The 14,312-nt window shown below is 61.4% G+C and carries 14 protein-coding genes; 6 read left to right on the forward strand and 8 right to left on the reverse strand.

Going from position 1 to position 14,312, the window contains the following annotated elements; genetic code table 11:
- Positions 1-179 precede the first annotated feature (179 nt).
- Together P0D96_RS33325 and P0D96_RS33330 are read left to right on the forward strand one after the other, a co-directional pair.
- Positions 180-512, forward strand: coding sequence for a hypothetical protein (locus P0D96_RS33325; protein ID WP_408281351.1), 333 nt, complete (start codon positions 180-182; stop codon positions 510-512).
- Positions 513-657: 145 nt separating this feature from the next.
- Complete coding sequence (locus P0D96_RS33330) at positions 658-918, forward strand: hypothetical protein (RefSeq protein ID WP_132377678.1); 261 nt, start codon at positions 658-660, stop codon at positions 916-918.
- Positions 919-1,029: 111 nt separating this feature from the next.
- On the opposite strand, the gene P0D96_RS33335 is transcribed toward P0D96_RS33330, so the two are convergent.
- The 6 genes from P0D96_RS33335 to P0D96_RS33360 all read right to left on the reverse strand — a co-directional run bounded on the left by P0D96_RS33335 (position 1,030) and on the right by P0D96_RS33360 (position 5,994).
- Complete coding sequence (locus tag P0D96_RS33335; protein ID WP_007177862.1) at positions 1,030-1,359, reverse strand: hypothetical protein; 330 nt, start codon at positions 1,357-1,359, stop codon at positions 1,030-1,032.
- A 10-nt stretch (positions 1,360-1,369) separates the two neighbouring features.
- Complete coding sequence (locus P0D96_RS33340) at positions 1,370-2,137, reverse strand: AraC family transcriptional regulator (protein WP_132377679.1); 768 nt, start codon at positions 2,135-2,137, stop codon at positions 1,370-1,372.
- A 219-nt stretch (positions 2,138-2,356) separates the two neighbouring features.
- Positions 2,357-3,646 (reverse strand): FAD-dependent oxidoreductase, encoded by a 1,290-nt coding sequence (locus tag P0D96_RS33345; protein ID WP_408317845.1) that lies wholly within the window; start codon positions 3,644-3,646, stop codon positions 2,357-2,359.
- The gene (locus tag P0D96_RS33350) at positions 3,643-3,921 is read right to left on the reverse strand and encodes a (2Fe-2S)-binding protein (protein WP_408174912.1); all 279 of its coding nucleotides are present in this window, start codon (positions 3,919-3,921) and stop codon (positions 3,643-3,645) included. Before P0D96_RS33350 ends, P0D96_RS33345 begins: the two co-directional genes overlap by 4 nt.
- Complete coding sequence (locus tag P0D96_RS33355) at positions 3,914-5,041, reverse strand: NAD(P)/FAD-dependent oxidoreductase (RefSeq protein ID WP_408281343.1); 1,128 nt, start codon at positions 5,039-5,041, stop codon at positions 3,914-3,916. The genes P0D96_RS33350 and P0D96_RS33355 overlap by 8 nt, the downstream gene beginning before the upstream one ends.
- Positions 5,038-5,994 carry a 4-hydroxyproline epimerase gene (locus tag P0D96_RS33360; RefSeq protein ID WP_408317848.1) on the reverse strand — a complete coding sequence of 319 codons (957 nt, stop codon included), beginning with the start codon at positions 5,992-5,994 and terminating at the stop codon, positions 5,038-5,040. Before P0D96_RS33360 ends, P0D96_RS33355 begins: the two co-directional genes overlap by 4 nt.
- Positions 5,995-6,342: 348 nt before the next feature.
- Between P0D96_RS33360 and P0D96_RS33365 the strand changes: the two genes are divergently transcribed.
- On the forward strand, positions 6,343-7,248 hold the full coding sequence (locus tag P0D96_RS33365; RefSeq protein ID WP_132377684.1) for a dihydrodipicolinate synthase family protein: 906 nt from the start codon (positions 6,343-6,345) through the stop codon (positions 7,246-7,248).
- Positions 7,249-7,268: 20 nt separating this feature from the next.
- On the opposite strand, the gene P0D96_RS33370 is transcribed toward P0D96_RS33365, so the two are convergent.
- The gene (locus tag P0D96_RS33370; RefSeq protein ID WP_408317850.1) at positions 7,269-8,009 is read right to left on the reverse strand and encodes a response regulator transcription factor; all 741 of its coding nucleotides are present in this window, start codon (positions 8,007-8,009) and stop codon (positions 7,269-7,271) included.
- A 401-nt stretch (positions 8,010-8,410) separates the two neighbouring features.
- Here P0D96_RS33370 and P0D96_RS33375 point away from each other — a divergent pair, with 401 nt between their 5' ends.
- The 3 genes from P0D96_RS33375 to P0D96_RS33385 all read left to right on the forward strand — a co-directional run bounded on the left by P0D96_RS33375 (position 8,411) and on the right by P0D96_RS33385 (position 12,285).
- Positions 8,411-9,712: an MFS transporter gene (locus P0D96_RS33375; protein WP_408174919.1), complete on the forward strand. Its 1,302-nt coding sequence runs from the start codon at positions 8,411-8,413 to the stop codon at positions 9,710-9,712.
- A gap of 902 nt (positions 9,713-10,614) precedes the next feature.
- Entirely contained in the window at positions 10,615-10,992 is a 378-nt protein-coding gene (locus P0D96_RS33380) for a hypothetical protein (protein WP_408317852.1), read from the forward strand.
- Positions 10,993-11,679: 687 nt separating this feature from the next.
- A complete protein-coding gene (locus P0D96_RS33385) occupies positions 11,680-12,285 on the forward strand; it encodes a hypothetical protein (RefSeq protein ID WP_408317854.1) in 606 nt (201 codons plus the stop codon).
- 974 nt (positions 12,286-13,259) lie between these two features.
- On the opposite strand, the gene P0D96_RS33390 is transcribed toward P0D96_RS33385, so the two are convergent.
- Positions 13,260-13,916, reverse strand: a complete 657-nt coding sequence (locus P0D96_RS33390; RefSeq protein ID WP_408317856.1) for a hypothetical protein — start codon at positions 13,914-13,916, stop codon at positions 13,260-13,262.
- Positions 13,917-14,312 lie beyond the last annotated feature (396 nt).

The raw sequence follows: 14,312 nt of genomic DNA on the forward strand, positions 1-14,312 counted from the left end.
CGTCACGCAGGCGAATTCGGGTCCAGCGATTCCAGCTAGGCGGGCACGGCGTGTGCGTCATCGGCGGGGTAGCCGCGCCGCGCCGATATAATGTCGCCTGATTCGCGGTCGATGCCGCGCGGCTGTGGCACGTGCGGGCGTCGCACGTATCGTCAGCCGAATGTAACGCCAGGAGAGATATGAAGAAGTTTGCCGTAGTCCTGTCAGTTCCCCTGCTCCTCAGCGCTTGCGCGTACTTCCAGAAGAATCCGGATGCCGGCGAGCCCGTCACGGACACCAACACGCAGCGCTCCGTCAACGACGTGGTCGCGTGCCTCACGCAATTGGCCACCAGCCACGACGCCGCGTTCAAATCCACGGCGATCCCGCAAGGCCAGATGCTCGACTTCGGCGACTCGAATATCGTCAAGGTGCGTAGCGACAACGGCGCGACGACTTACCGTTTCTATGCGGGCAAGCGCCACGTGAGCAACCTGTGGATCGAATCGGCGGGCAAAACCTGCGCCCCGTAAGGGTTTGCGGGCGTAAGTGTGACAATCGGTAACATGGTCCGGTGCAATCATCGTGTCACGGTGTTACAGGACAATGGTGTCTTAAGAATCGTTTAAGACTTCGTCCGCATCATCCACCCGACACTATTCCGCACAAGGTGCGACCATGAACCAGCCCGATCACAACACGAACGACGCACCGGCGCCGGCCAAGCGGCCTACCATCCTGCGCCGCCTGCTGAGCCACCACGAGCTGGCGACGTTGCTGCTGTTGCTGCACGCGCCGATCGACGCGTCCGCGAAACCCGAGATTCCGCAGCTTCACGAAGCCGGCCTGATCGAAACGATTTCCGGCGACGCCGGCGCTTCGCATATCCGTTTGACGCCTGAAGGCAACGCCGTGCTGCGCGGCCTCGGCGTGAAGTAACGCGCGCTGTTCAATTGCGTTCGAAGGCGCGCACGTACAGGTCTCGGGCCCTTTTTTAACAGCCGAGCGCCGGCCGGATCCTTTGACGAACGCCACGCCGCATCACACGGCTCACGCCTGCCACACGCCGTACCCCGCTTCACGTAGTCCAATCGCCAATTCCACTTCCATGTCCTGTGCGCCGCGGTAAGGCATGGGATTGAATACCTCGTACAGTTCGGGCACGAGCCGCAAGCCGTAATCGCGCACATAGCGATTGGCCTGAATGCCGGCCTTATGCCGGTCGAAGCGCAGATCCGGGTCCAGTCCCGTCATTCCCACATACACGCAAGGCTTGTCGAACCGGTAGTCCGGATTCGCGCGGCGAAAACGCGCCTCGTTCCAGACCTTGTCGTCCAGCGCGACGACGTAGACGTAGTAATGATGCTTGCGACGAGCCATGTGCAGCGGTTCAACTCCGCGAAGTACCGTGCAGCAGCATCCGGTATTCGGTCGGCGTCACGCCGACTGTCGCCTTGAATTGCCGCGTGAACGCGCTGTGGTCGGTGTAGCCGCACAGCGCGGCGACGTCGGTGACCTTGTCGTGCGAAACCAGCAGCGCCGTGGCGGCGTCCAGCCGGGTTTTCAGCAGCACCTGACGCGGCGTCAGATGAAACACTTTGTGAAAGTAGCGCTCCAGTTGCGCGACGGACATATCCGCCATGGCCGCAAGCTGCTTCAGATTCAACGGCTGAACGTAATTTTCCTGGATGGACTGAACGACCGCGGCGAGACGGCTGTAGGCCGGGTGACTGCTTTCGTCCGCTTTCAGATCGCGGGAAATGCCGGCGAGGCCGACCACCTTGCCGGCGGGATCGCGCAGCGGCTGCTTGCAGGTCAGACACCAGCCCGGCTGGCGGCCGGGATACAGATGCAGTTCCAACTGATCGATCATCTGATTGCCGACGTTGATGATCGCCTTGTCCTGCGCCGTGTAGATGCGTCCGAAGCGGCGCGGGAACACGTCCTCGGCGGTCCGGCCGAGCAGCGCGGACTTTTCTTTGAAGCCGCAACGCGACGCTAGCGTGCGATTGACCAGCGCGTAACGCGCCTCGGCGTCCTTGACGAAGAACACGACGTCCGGCATCGCGTCGAACACCGGCTCGAGCAGCCTGAAGTGCGACAGCATGCCGGACAGCGTTGCGTCGTCCGGTTCGAGCGGATGAGCCAGCGTGTTCATCGTGCGGGTTCCGTTGGTCCGTGCGTTGATGGGGGCGGTCGGGCGAGCGTTCGGTTTTTTCGGCGTTGGGTTGTTACGGTTGCTCTGTTGCCGGGTGACGGTTGCCGCCTGACGACCGACGCTCGGGGCTTGCAGCCTCGTGCCAGCTGCCTGGTCCGTGCGGTCGATTATAGGGCCGCGCCGCCGCCGACAATATCCGCTGGCTTGTCGGCGAACGGGTCATTCAAGCTGGGGCGGCTCCGCGACCGCCGCCATCAACGTGCCGATTTGCGCTGGACTGAAGGGCGGGCGCGGCGCGCCGGACTGCCAGCCGAAGTACAGGTTCGCCGCCGTGCCGCAGATTCGTCCCTGGCAGGCGCCCATGCCGCAGCGGGTGTGGAGCTTGGCTTCGCGCCAGTCGGCGAAGGCGCGCACCTCGCCGATGCTCACGTCCTCGCAGCGGCACAGCAGCGTGGCATCGGGCGGCGGTGTGCGCGCGGCGTCCCGCAGGGCGAAGGCGGTTTCGACGCGGCGGCCGAATCGGCGCCAGCGCGCGCGCTGCGCGTCGAGGGCGGCATGGTCCGCGGCGGCGCCACCGCTTGCCAGGAGGCCGGCAACCTCACCTTCCACGCCGGCCAGTTCAGCGCCGCCGATGCCGGTGCACTCGCCCGCCGCGAATACGCCCTCGACAGACGTCCGCTGCTCGTGGTCGACGACGATCTCGCCCGCTTCACTGATCGCGCAACCGAGCGCCTGAGCCAGCGTGCTGTTCGGCACGAGTCCGTAACCGCAGGCGATGCGGTCGCAATCGAGCGTGACGCGTTTGCTGTCGCGGCCGCGCCGGATGGTGACACGCTCGACTCGGCCGTCGCCCTGCGCCTCTTCCACGATGCTGCCGGTCCAGTAATGCAGGCCCGCGAACCCGCGCGTCATGCCGAGGGCTTGCTGCAACTTGACCGGCGCGGCCAGTAGCGAGATGCCGAAACGCGCGACGTCGAACGCCGAAGCTTGCTCCACCACGGCCACCACCTTTGCCCCCGCCGCGCGCGCAGTGGCGAGCGCCGCGATCAGCAAAGGCCCGCTGCCGGCAATCACGATCCGCTCGCCACCCACCGGCATGCCGCCTTTGATGAGCGCCTGCAGCGCGCCCGCGCCGGTCACGCCGGGCAAGGTCCAGCCGGCGAACGGCAGAAGCCGCTCACGTGCGCCGGTAGCAAGAATCAGGCGCTCATAGGTGACGCAGACGCCGCCGTGCTCCGCCGATTCGAGCAGCAAGCCGCGTAGACCCAGCGGCGCGATCACGCGAGTCGACGGCCAGTGCGTGATGGTGCTCTGCCCGCTGATCGCAGTGAGGAGGTTATGCAACGGCGCTTGCGGCGCGTGGCCCGGACCTTGACGCCAGATCTGGCCGCCCGCGCGTGGATTGTCGTCAAGGAGCGCCACAGATGCGCCCGCGCGCGCAGCGGCCGCCGCGGCGTTCAGACCAGCGGGACCGGCGCCGACGATGACAATGTCGAAGTGCTGTCTCATCGCGTGCCCGCCCCGTCCTGGGTACGAACGTTCTGGCCTTCGCGGCACAGAGTCTGACACGCCAGCGCATGCGCCCGGCCGTCGATCGTCACGCGACACTCCTGACACACGCCCATGCCGCACAGCGCGGCGCGAGGCTGGCCGTTCACCGATAGGCGCGTGCCGTGAACGCCAGCCAGGACGAGCGCCGCGGCCACGGTTGTGCCGGCTTCGACATCGATACGGTGGCCGTCGATCGTCAAGCTGACGCGTGTCGTGGCGCTCGCGCTACTCATCAATCACCTTCTCAACAAAACGAACCGGCAAATAAGGCTCGACAGGAATCGGCGCGAGGGTCCCTACAATCTGCGCGGCAAGCAGCTTCGCGGTGGCAAGCGATGTCGTCACGCCCAAACCCTCATGACCGGTGACAAGCCATACGCCGGGAGCAAATTCGCCGGCCGGACCGATCAGCGGCAGGCCGTCCGGCGAGGCCGCGCGAAACCCGGTCCACGCGCGAATGCCGTTGAGCGTCGGCAGCAGGGGCAGATAATGCGCGGCACGTTGGAGCATCTGCGCGAGCACAGGCATCTCGACGGTGGGATCTGTGGTGTCGAACTGGCGCGACGAGCCGATCAGCAATTGTCCCGTGGGCCGCGGTTGCGCGTTGAACGCCACCGAGGTGCCGACCGCGTGATGCGCGCTCTTGATGTACCCGAGCTCGAGCAGTTGATGCCGGATCAGTCCGGGATAGCGGTCCGTGATCAGCAGATGGCCTTTCTTCGGCTGCAAGGGCAGCGACGGCACCAATTGCTGCGCACCCAACCCATTGGCCACGATGACTTGCCCCGCGCCAACACGCTCGCCGTCAGCAAGCGTCACACCACTCGCTTCAACCGACGTCACCGTCGCGCCCAGTCGCACACGGATATTCGCGGCGCCCGGCGACCGCGTCAGCAGCCATTCAGCGACGGTGGGCGCATACACGATGCTGTCGTGCTCGATCCGCAAACCGCCCGCCATCGACGCCGCCAGCGCCGGCTCGCAAGCCCGCAACGCGGGCGCGTCGAGCAATTGCGCGACAACGCCCTGAGCCTCGAACGCGGCATGCATTGAACGGGCGGCCTGCCACTCCTCATCGTCGGCGGCGACCCAGAGCGTGCCGCAGCGCGCGAACGCGTCGCGTAGACGCAGCTGCGGCGCGAGATCCAGCCACAAGTCTCGTGAATAGCGGCTCAGCACGAATTCCGCCGGCGAGTCATTCATCACGACGATGTGACCCATGCCCGCCGCCGTCGCGCCGCCGCCGATGCCCTGCGCGTCGAGCACCTCGACGCGCATGCCGAGCGCCGCCAGTTCCGCCGCGCACGCCGCGCCGACAATCCCCGCCCCGACGATCAGCGCGTCCGCCGTCATGCCGTGCGGATGCCCCAGGCGAAGGGATCGCGCTCGTCGAAGCACAGGCGCGCCTCTGCCGTGACGTACGCGTGACCGCTGATGGTGGGGATCACGTGAACGCCATCGCCGGCATGGCGATAGCTCGCCTCGAACACGCTGCCGATAATGCTCTCCTGCCGCCATACCGCGCCTTCAGCCAGTTTGCCGTCGGCCGCGAGGCAGGCCACCTTGGCGCTCGTGCCGGTGCCGCACGGCGAGCGGTCGTACGCACTGCCGGGACAGAGCACGAAGTTGCGGCTGTCGACGCCATCGCGCGAACCGGGTCCGAATAACTCGATGTGGTCGATCAACGCGCCATCCGCGCCGGTGATGCGCTGCGCGATCAGCGCGTCGCGAATCGCCCCGCTGAACGCCGTCAATTCGCCGATCCGCGACGCCTCCAGCGCGCGCCCATGGTCGGCGACGAGAAAGAACCAGTTGCCACCCCAGCCGATATCGCCAGTCAACACGCCGTGGCCCGGCACGTCCACCCGCACGGATTCGCGATAGCGATACGCCGGCACGTTGCGCACGGCGACACTGCCGTCGTCGTTGAGCGTCGCTTCGACAATGCCGACCGGCGTCTCGATCCGATGACGCCCCGGCCCGATCCGTCCCAGGTGCGCCAGCGAAACGACGAGGCCGATCGTGCCGTGCCCGCACATGCCGAGATAGCCGACGTTGTTGAAAAAGATCACGCCGGCCGCGCACGTCGGGTCGTCCGGCTCGCAGAGCAGCGCGCCCACCACCACGTCCGAGCCGCGCGGTTCGGTGACGATGCCCGCGCGCCAGTCGTCGAACTGAGTGCGAAACACGTCGAGCCGTTGCGCCAGCGTGCCGCCGCCGAGATCTGGGCCGCCCGACACCACGAGGCGGGTCGGTTCACCGCCGGTGTGCGAGTCGATGATGTCCAAGGTTTTCATGACGCTCATGGTAGAAACCGCAGCCGGTCGAGTCTTGGTGTGCTTGCGCGTGGATTGTGACGATTTCGGCATAGCTTCGCGATGCCGGGCGACCTCACGCCGCCGCCCAGACCGCGGCCCGTGTACCTGCGCTGGACGCACGGCGGGCATGACCCCGAGCACATGCCGTCGTGCCGGTCACGCGCTCTAGACGCGCCTCGCCCGCCATCCTGAAATAGGCCATCCGCCTTGTTCCGGCGATACTACGAGCAAAGCGACTGTGCTGAAATCGTCATCCGCCACGCGCGATTCACGCAAGACGGCGGGATTTTCCCTGCTTACACTGCGCTTGAACTCATCACACTCAGGAGAGCAGTCGTGGCGCATATCTGGGAAGGCGTATTGCCCGCAGTCACCACCAAATTCAACGCGGATTTCAGCATAGACCGTGCGTGGACCGGCAAGAATATCGAGGCGCAGATCGACGCGGGTGTGGACGGCATCATCGTGTGCGGATCGCTGGGCGAAGCGTCGACGCTCTCGCTGGATGAAAAGCTGCAAGTGCTCGACATCGCTGTCGAAGCCTCGCGCGGCCGCGTTCCGGTCCTGTTGACGATCGCCGAGAACAGCACGCTCGACGCCTGCCGTCAGGCCGAAGCGGGCAGCCGTCATGGCGCGGCCGGTTACATGGTGCTGCCGGGGCTGCGTTACCTGTCGGACCGCCGCGAGACGCTGCACCATTTCCGCAGCGTCGCCGACGCGAGCGCGCTGCCGCTGATGATCTACAACAATCCGCTCGCCTACGGCGTCGACATGACGCCCGACATGTTCGCGGAAATCGCCGACGAGAAAAAGATTGTCGCGATCAAGGAATCATGCGGCGACGTGCGGCGCGTGACCGACCTGATCAACGCGGTCGGCGACCGTTTCGCGATTCTCTGCGGCGTCGACAATCTCGCGATGGAGGCGATCCTGATGGGCGCGCATGGCTGGGTGGCCGGTCTCGTGTGCGCGTTTCCGCGTGAGACGGTGGTGATCTACAAGTTGCTGAAGGCGGGACGCCTCGAGGAAGCGCGGGCGATCTACCGCTGGTTTGCGCCGCTGCTTGCGCTCGACGTATCGGCGAAGCTGGTGCAGAACATCAAGCTCGCCGAAGCGATCGTCGGACTGGGCACGGAGCCGGTGCGCCCGCCCCGTCTGCCGCTGGCCGGCGACGAACGCAAGGCGGTCGAAGCATTGATTCGCAAGGCGCTCGAAACACGCCCCGCGCTGCCGCAGATTTGATCTGACGCGGCTGGTTGACTTCAGGCCGCTTTCTTCTCGACATCGATATCCGCATCGATATCGGCGGCTGCGCCCTGACGCAAATGCAGCAGCCGGTAGCCGCTTTTATAAACCGGCTGCAGCCGGAATTCGTTTTGCGGCTCGATTTCGAGCAGAAGGCGCAGCCGCGAAACGTGACTGTCGATCGTGCGGGTGAATTCGCGGAACTCGCGGCCCCACACCATCGCAAAGATGTGATCGCGCGACATCACGCGTCCGATGTTGGAGAAGAACAGCGACGCCAGCCGGTACTGCGTGCCGGACAACTGGACCGGCTCGCCGCGCAGCATGACGAGTTGGCGGTGCGTGTCGAAGTGGTACGGACCGACATCGAAGCTCGCGGAACTGAACCGGTCCGGGTACGCCCGCCGCAGTAGCGCCGCGACCCGCTCGCGAAACTCGGCTGCGCGCAGCGGCAATGCGACGTAGTCGTCCGCGCCAGCGACGAACGCGCGCACGACGTTTTCCTCCGCCGTGTCCGCCGATGCGAACATGACCGGCAGACGGTCGCCGCCCACCGCGCGCGCCGCGCGCAAAACATCGGCGCCGGACAGACGCAGGCCGTGCCAGTCGAGCACCAGCAGATCCACGGTGGAACGCGCGAGCGTTCTCGACATGCTCAGGCCGTCGTCAAAGGTCGTGCAGGAATGCCCGGTGGCCGTCAGGACCTTTTCGATCGACTGACGCATGACCAGGTCACGTTGAAGAATGGCAATACGCATGGGATGACTCGTAACTGATAGCTCGGACGCGATTCTCAGAGGCGGGCCCGTTCCATCCCATAGGAGCAATCCTAATTTACATATGAATCAATCCGCTCGGACAAAGCGGCTCTGCATTCCTACATTCGCCAACGAAACGTCCTAATGACATCGTCGTTGCGCTTGCTACCGAAAAAGCACATTCCCGGGAACTTTTCTCAATCTAATTAAGCACTTCCCGAAACGTTCCGCTTTCATCCTGTAAAATCCCCGCCTGGCCTCAATCGTCATCGCGCTTGCCCTACCCGGGCCGGCGCGCCGGTGTCCCGTGCTCTACCCAGCGCTTGCCACACTTCTCGCCCGACGACCGCCGTATTTCCACGCGCTACGTGTGGCTCCCAATTCAAGACAAGACACAAGCAATGCAAGCGACAAATCTGGGTGGAGCGCAGGCTGTCACCCCACGCCCTCTTGGGCGCAGCGATTACAAGACGCTCGGCCTCGCCGCCCTCGGCGGGGCGCTGGAGTTCTACGACTTCATCATCTTCGTATTTTTCGCGCCGGCGATCGGCCAGCTATTTTTCCCGGCGGCGATGCCCGACTGGCTGCGCCAGGTGCAAACCTTCGGCATCTTCGCCGCGGGCTATCTGGCGCGGCCGCTCGGCGGCATCATCATGGCGCATTTCGGCGACCTGTTCGGCCGCAAGCGCATGTTCACGCTGAGCGTGCTGCTCATGTCGGTGCCGACGTTGATGATGGGCCTGCTGCCCACCTACGCCAGCATCGGCGTGCTGGCGCCGGTCCTGCTGCTGCTGTTTCGCGTGATGCAAGGCGCGGCGGTCGGCGGCGAAGTGCCGGGCGCCTGGGTGTTCGTCTCGGAGCACGTGCCGCAGCGCCACATCGGCTATGCGTGCGGCACGCTGACGGCCGGCCTCACGGCAGGCATCCTGCTCGGCTCGCTGATTGCCTCGGCGGTGAACCGCAACTTCGCGCCGGCGGAAATCTCCGCATACGCGTGGCGCATTCCGTTCCTGGTGGGCGGCGTATTCGGCATGTTCTCGGTCTACCTGCGCCGCTGGCTGCATGAGACGCCGGTGTTCGCCGAACTCAAGCAGCGCAAGGCAATCGCCGCTGAAGTGCCGCTCAAGGCCGTGCTGCGCGACCACGGCCGCGCCGTGATCGTCTCGATGCTGCTCACGTGGATGCTCTCGGCCGCGATCGTCGTGGTGATTCTGATGACGCCCACGCTGCTGCAAAAGCAGTTCCATATCGCGCCGGCCACCGCGCTGCTGGCGAACTGCGTGGCGACGCTGTGCCTGACGATCGGTTGCGTGATGGCGGGCTCGATTGCCGGGCGCATCGGCGCGGGGCGCACGATTTTCATCGGCGGCCTGGCGCTGGCGGTGACGTACTACGTGATGTTTCAGCAACTCGCCGCCGACAGCTCGGCGCTGGTGCCGCTGTACGCGCTGGCGGGCCTGTTCGTCGGCGTGATTGGCGCGATTCCGTTCGTGATGGTCAAGGCGTTCCCGCCAGTGGTGCGCTTCTCGGGCATCTCGTTCTCGTACAACGTGGCGTACGCCGTGTTCGGCGGCCTTACACCGATCGCGGTGTCGCTGATGATGAAGTCGAACCCGATGGCCGCGCCGATGTACGTCGGCGCGATCTGCATTCTCGGCGCACTGACCACGCTGTTCATCAAGGACGCGCCGCAGAAGCGCTGATCGGCTGCTTGTGCTTTGCAACGACGGCGCACCGCAAACGGTGCGCCGTTTTTGTTTGCATCATCGGGCTCGACGCCTTGCGCTTGCGCGTGACATCCACACTTCACGCCGCCCCGAAACATGGTGCGCTGCATCGGGCCTACGATGTATCGCATTGGTGACGCTCAATCGAAACCTGATCCGGTCAAAACAAATATGACTTCGCCGTTTTCGACAAATAAAACTGTTCCTCAGATTTATCGACGTTGTGTGGGTCGCCGACAAACAAATCTGATTTGACGCTAATCCATTGATTATAAACAATCTTTCTTATCCTGACGGCATTCGGTCGCTGTTCCGCAAATCGCACCGCCTTCCACCTAATTTGTCCCACCTTTGATACCCAGACTGCCTGCGTCGCCCAAAGCCTTACAAACAGCGGGTCAGCAAACATCTTCGACAAAGAGAACTGATTTTGGCAAAACGAATTACATATAAACATGATTTGGCAGTCCGGCCTGGGCCGTTTGGTAGAACAAGGGCCGCTCAGCGCAGACGTCTCACACGCTCGAAATGCTCGAACAGCGCAACTGCAAGCGATCGGCTCCACCGTAGGAGCGTCCGATTCTGCCTATGAAACAGAGTTTTACCCTCCTTCAAAGTTAGTCAGACATCCGAACATCGCCGCGTGCTGGACGGCTGACGTCGACGCCCTACCGCCTGAACTTCCGGGCAATACCTCAGAGCTGCATTACCGCATAGTCAAATTGCCCGAAACACGACTCCACCTTGTTGATGACGTCCGCTCAATTCCTTGACCGATGGGAACCTCGCTTACAAGCAAATGCCCTGAGTGACATCGAATCGGTGCTCCCTGAAGGGATAAAGCGCGTGCCTTAACAATGAGACGTAACCAAACCTTCATGTTTATGAACTCACAACAAAACCAAACAGTAGCCCCGGCCTCGCGCCAAGTTTTCGACCTGGTCAATTTATTCCTCGTCGATGCGTTGTCTGAGATGGTCTCCCTGCTTCCCCCCCATCAGACGGCCGTCCTGGCACCCGGCATGGATGGTCAAGATGCGTTGCAACTGGAGGCACTGTCGCGTGCCAGAATACGCCTAGACGGTGCACGCACAATATTCGAACTTCTTACACGTCCGAACATTGAGGAAGTTGCAAGAAAACAGGCGGTCGGCTGCATAATGGAAAATATCCTCGCAAGCCGACCAAAAAACTGTCCCGACGACGCCCCACACCAGCGACAGTTTGCGAAAATCTTCGGAACTGACAACAATTAGTCTTTCTCGATTGCCCGCAACACCGTGTAAGTCCGGGAAGCCATCTTCAGCATTTCGACCGCTGATGCCAGGTTATGCAAAATGACCAGATCGTCGGGAGTACCCACAACGATCGGTACGGGTAGCGGAACGCTTATCTGCGCCTCCTCTATGGCGAAACCGTTGATAGGATCAGCCTTCGCCCGTTGCACCGCCAAGATTAATGAATCGCGTAAGACGCCATAGGTCTCAAAGCGAGCGCGAAAGGTGTCTTCGAGCCTTTACAGCTCTTCTGCGTCTGGAATAAGAACGAGTACGCCAGGCGCGTCTTCTGCAATTCGCGCCGGCTTAACATTGGATTGAGGTTGATTCACTTTTCGCTTGCCCTTATGAAAATGGCCACACCCCCGAGGCCTAAGGCCGACACTCGGCGATGAGCTTGGGCATTCTACGCAATGTTCTGGAATACCGCACGCAGGCAGTGACGTAATGGCCGAACCTGGCTTTCGCCTGCCGCACTGTGCGCGGAATTGGCGGAGAAGACGTCACTATCCTGAAACTCACCATATCCGTCGGCATCACTATTTCAAGCTCCCGTTGAACGGGCCGATTGACGAATGCGCAGCATGTCTGCGAGGTGTACGGCTAAAACCAGTTCCTGCACTTTTCCATTACAACTCCTGTCGCGCCGTATGGTGCGCCCTAAAGATGAACACACAAACAGTCCCCACCTCAGACAACGAACAAAATGAGCTTTTTGCGCATCGGATTGTTCCTTACGAAACCGCTGAGTTTTCTCTCCTCGCATCTGCCCCTGGGCTTTCAGCGCCGCTCCCCGCTCATATGCCAATGCCTGAATCTTTCGTGGAGGGGAGCGCAAGCGCACACGCTTTGCGTGGCGCGTTTGGCACTGTCATTAACTTGCGCGCGACTTTTGAAGAGTGGGCCACCTTCGACTGGTTCCTCGACCCGGACGACCCGGTCACATGGACCTTGCTTGAGGCGTGGCAAGGCCAAGGAGGTTTGCAGGTGGGTGCGGACCGCAATGGCCAGGCATACCCATTTTTCGCTTTCGCAGACGAACGCGACATTCTGAACGATGACCTCGAAGCATTTCGCGCTTACGCGGGGGAAGGCACAACGCCATACTTCTTTTTGCAGGCGGCCACCAACTGTCGGTCAGCAGCTTCTGTCGCAACGTTCACCGGCGAACACTTTAACGCCGACGCTGCCCACTGCGCATGGATTGTAATAACACCCACGGTCAAAAAATTTGTCGACGAAGTTATTTCAAAGCGTGATGGCGCCGGATAGCCCTTACCGACAAACTCGCCGGCTTGGCGGCAGCACTGGCGATGCCGCCCGATCGAGTTCACGCGCTCGGGCACAGTGCCTAGACACTTTTCTATCACTGTCAATCGCTATGACCATTTCCATAACAACTAGCCTCAACGCGAAGAAGTGTCTTTGATTCTTCAAGCTGAAAATGCGGCATTAGGAATAGCGCCTTTATAGGCACCGGGCTTGCCCCAGGTCTTGGTCACAATGGCTTGAGCCCCGCAATGAGTATGCCGCGCAAACCCTTCCGGTCATTCTCATTAATCATGTCAGCTGCAGGTGAAGAGGCGAGCGATGGAATAGTGGCATGTCCGTAAGGACCGTGGATATCGAGTCGGAGTCTTCTCGCTGTGCCTTTAAGTGAGAAGATCGAGTCGACTCAGCCTGCAAACAGTCGTATTTCGAGCAAATCCAATCGGTTGCGGGCAAACGAATCGCCCCGTCATTCAGGTCGCGAAGGAAGCAATGCCAGCAACCGCCGGTTTTCGTTGGCTGTACCCGGCCCACTATGCCGCCTGCCGCGCCATGGGTCGTAGTCAGCCAGATGTAGGGTTTTACAATTTCGCTCGCCAAATCTGCGAGAAAGTGACTAACTCGGTGGCTCGCGGTCGCATCTACAATAATGTCTGCCGCTTCAACCTCTCGCCGCAGAATCGTGTAATCGGACGTGGTGCCATCCGAAGGACCCGGCGCAACTCCACCGATTCGCAAGTTATATCCGCGAGCCGACGTGCGTGGGTATCTGTCCGCCGCCCACGAAGTAGAACTGCTACTTGCCGGTCTCAATGCCGGAGATCGCGTCTCTCTCGCTGAAGCTATCGTGAGATATCCGTGCGTTTGTTGCTTGGCGAAAAGCGTATGGCCAACGGTATCGGCGGGAGACGCGCATCGCCAGGCTGCTGAAGGAAACCCTAGAACGCAGCAGCTTGCGGTCTTACAAATCAGCCACATTAGTGAACGGAAGCGTCGGTCGGGCGCCAAAACGCCGGCACACTTGCAAGCTGTTCCAGCGAACGCTCCCTAGCAACTTTTTCGAGCCGTTCAGTCATTAGGATGTTCACCAGAACGTGTTCTAGACGAACGCCCGGTATATCCGTCGTTGCGTTGAGTTGAATTCGACCGCTCCCGGCAAGTGACGCAGCGCACTGCATGAATTCCCACGCCCGGTTCCTACCGCATTCCCCACGGAACTGTTCGACAGTCATGCCAGTCTGCGGGCTCCGCATGTCCCACGAAAAGAATGCTACGTTGCTACCTTGAGCCAGCGCGAAGCCTGCCTGCCCAACTTTCTTCCACAGGTCTATCGTTTTCCAAAGCTCTGGGTCGCTCGGGTCCGCTAACCAATAAATCTGCAACGCCCCAATCTGCAGGCGCATGGTCAGCAAAGGGCAGTCATCAACATGAATGCAGCCAAAACCAAAGCAGCCTGCACCATCGTGTCGGGCATATTTTTTTAGCAAATCTAGTTCGCAGCTCGCCGTCAGGACTGGCGTTGATGGCCGCAGTTTTGCAGCCGACTTGCCGTACGGTGCAAAATCCTTCGCGGTCGCAATTGAAGCAATCTCGCAAATCCTGAACATCGAATCATCAATCAAAACGTTTTCCATAACACATCCTATTTGGTTGGCCCCGCTACAAGCGCAGGGCGGATTTATACGTGTCATTCTTAAGTGAAAGCGATCGAGTCCGCTTACCCAGTAGTTTCAGCAAACGAAGCCAGGGAGAAGTCGCCAAGTGACCTGCCGGCCTCAAATTCACGCTTAAATCAAGAATTTCCAGAATCATACCGACTGCGAAAGATATAACAACTCTCCGACGTATAAATTCTTAAATCGGTATAAAAATCGATTCCAATATCTTGATTCCAATACAGAAATTTATTTTCTGAGAAGTGAAAATTTTTATTTGTTCTGGCACGTATAAATAGTCACCAAAAGGGCTGATCATTCGCAGCCCCCCGGCCACGGATTTTGCTCAAACGCTTTGCGTCACATGAGAACGTG

Origin of the sequence: Paraburkholderia sp. RL17-347-BIC-D, assembly GCF_046027915.1 — a bacterium.
Lineage (GTDB): Bacteria > Pseudomonadota > Gammaproteobacteria > Burkholderiales > Burkholderiaceae > Paraburkholderia.

What these genes read in the sequence shown, in the direction of transcription:
- P0D96_RS33325 (WP_408281351.1), top strand. Translation starts at nt 180, where the DNA reads ATGAAGAAGTTTGCCGTAGTCCTGTCAGTTCCCCTGCTCCTCAGCGCT.
- P0D96_RS33330 (WP_132377678.1), top strand. Translation starts at nt 658, where the DNA reads ATGAACCAGCCCGATCACAACACGAACGACGCACCGGCGCCGGCCAAG.
- P0D96_RS33335 (WP_007177862.1), bottom strand. Translation starts at nt 1,359, where the DNA reads ATGGCTCGTCGCAAGCATCATTACTACGTCTACGTCGTCGCGCTGGAC.
- P0D96_RS33340 (WP_132377679.1), bottom strand. Translation starts at nt 2,137, where the DNA reads ATGAACACGCTGGCTCATCCGCTCGAACCGGACGACGCAACGCTGTCC.
- P0D96_RS33345 (WP_408317845.1), bottom strand. Translation starts at nt 3,646, where the DNA reads ATGAGACAGCACTTCGACATTGTCATCGTCGGCGCCGGTCCCGCTGGT.
- P0D96_RS33350 (WP_408174912.1), bottom strand. Translation starts at nt 3,921, where the DNA reads ATGAGTAGCGCGAGCGCCACGACACGCGTCAGCTTGACGATCGACGGC.
- P0D96_RS33355 (WP_408281343.1), bottom strand. Translation starts at nt 5,041, where the DNA reads ATGACGGCGGACGCGCTGATCGTCGGGGCGGGGATTGTCGGCGCGGCG.
- P0D96_RS33360 (WP_408317848.1), bottom strand. Translation starts at nt 5,994, where the DNA reads ATGAGCGTCATGAAAACCTTGGACATCATCGACTCGCACACCGGCGGT.
- P0D96_RS33370 (WP_408317850.1), bottom strand. Translation starts at nt 8,009, where the DNA reads ATGCGTATTGCCATTCTTCAACGTGACCTGGTCATGCGTCAGTCGATC.
- P0D96_RS33375 (WP_408174919.1), top strand. Translation starts at nt 8,411, where the DNA reads ATGCAAGCGACAAATCTGGGTGGAGCGCAGGCTGTCACCCCACGCCCT.
- P0D96_RS33380 (WP_408317852.1), top strand. Translation starts at nt 10,615, where the DNA reads ATGTTTATGAACTCACAACAAAACCAAACAGTAGCCCCGGCCTCGCGC.
- P0D96_RS33385 (WP_408317854.1), top strand. Translation starts at nt 11,680, where the DNA reads ATGAACACACAAACAGTCCCCACCTCAGACAACGAACAAAATGAGCTT.
- P0D96_RS33390 (WP_408317856.1), bottom strand. Translation starts at nt 13,916, where the DNA reads ATGGAAAACGTTTTGATTGATGATTCGATGTTCAGGATTTGCGAGATT.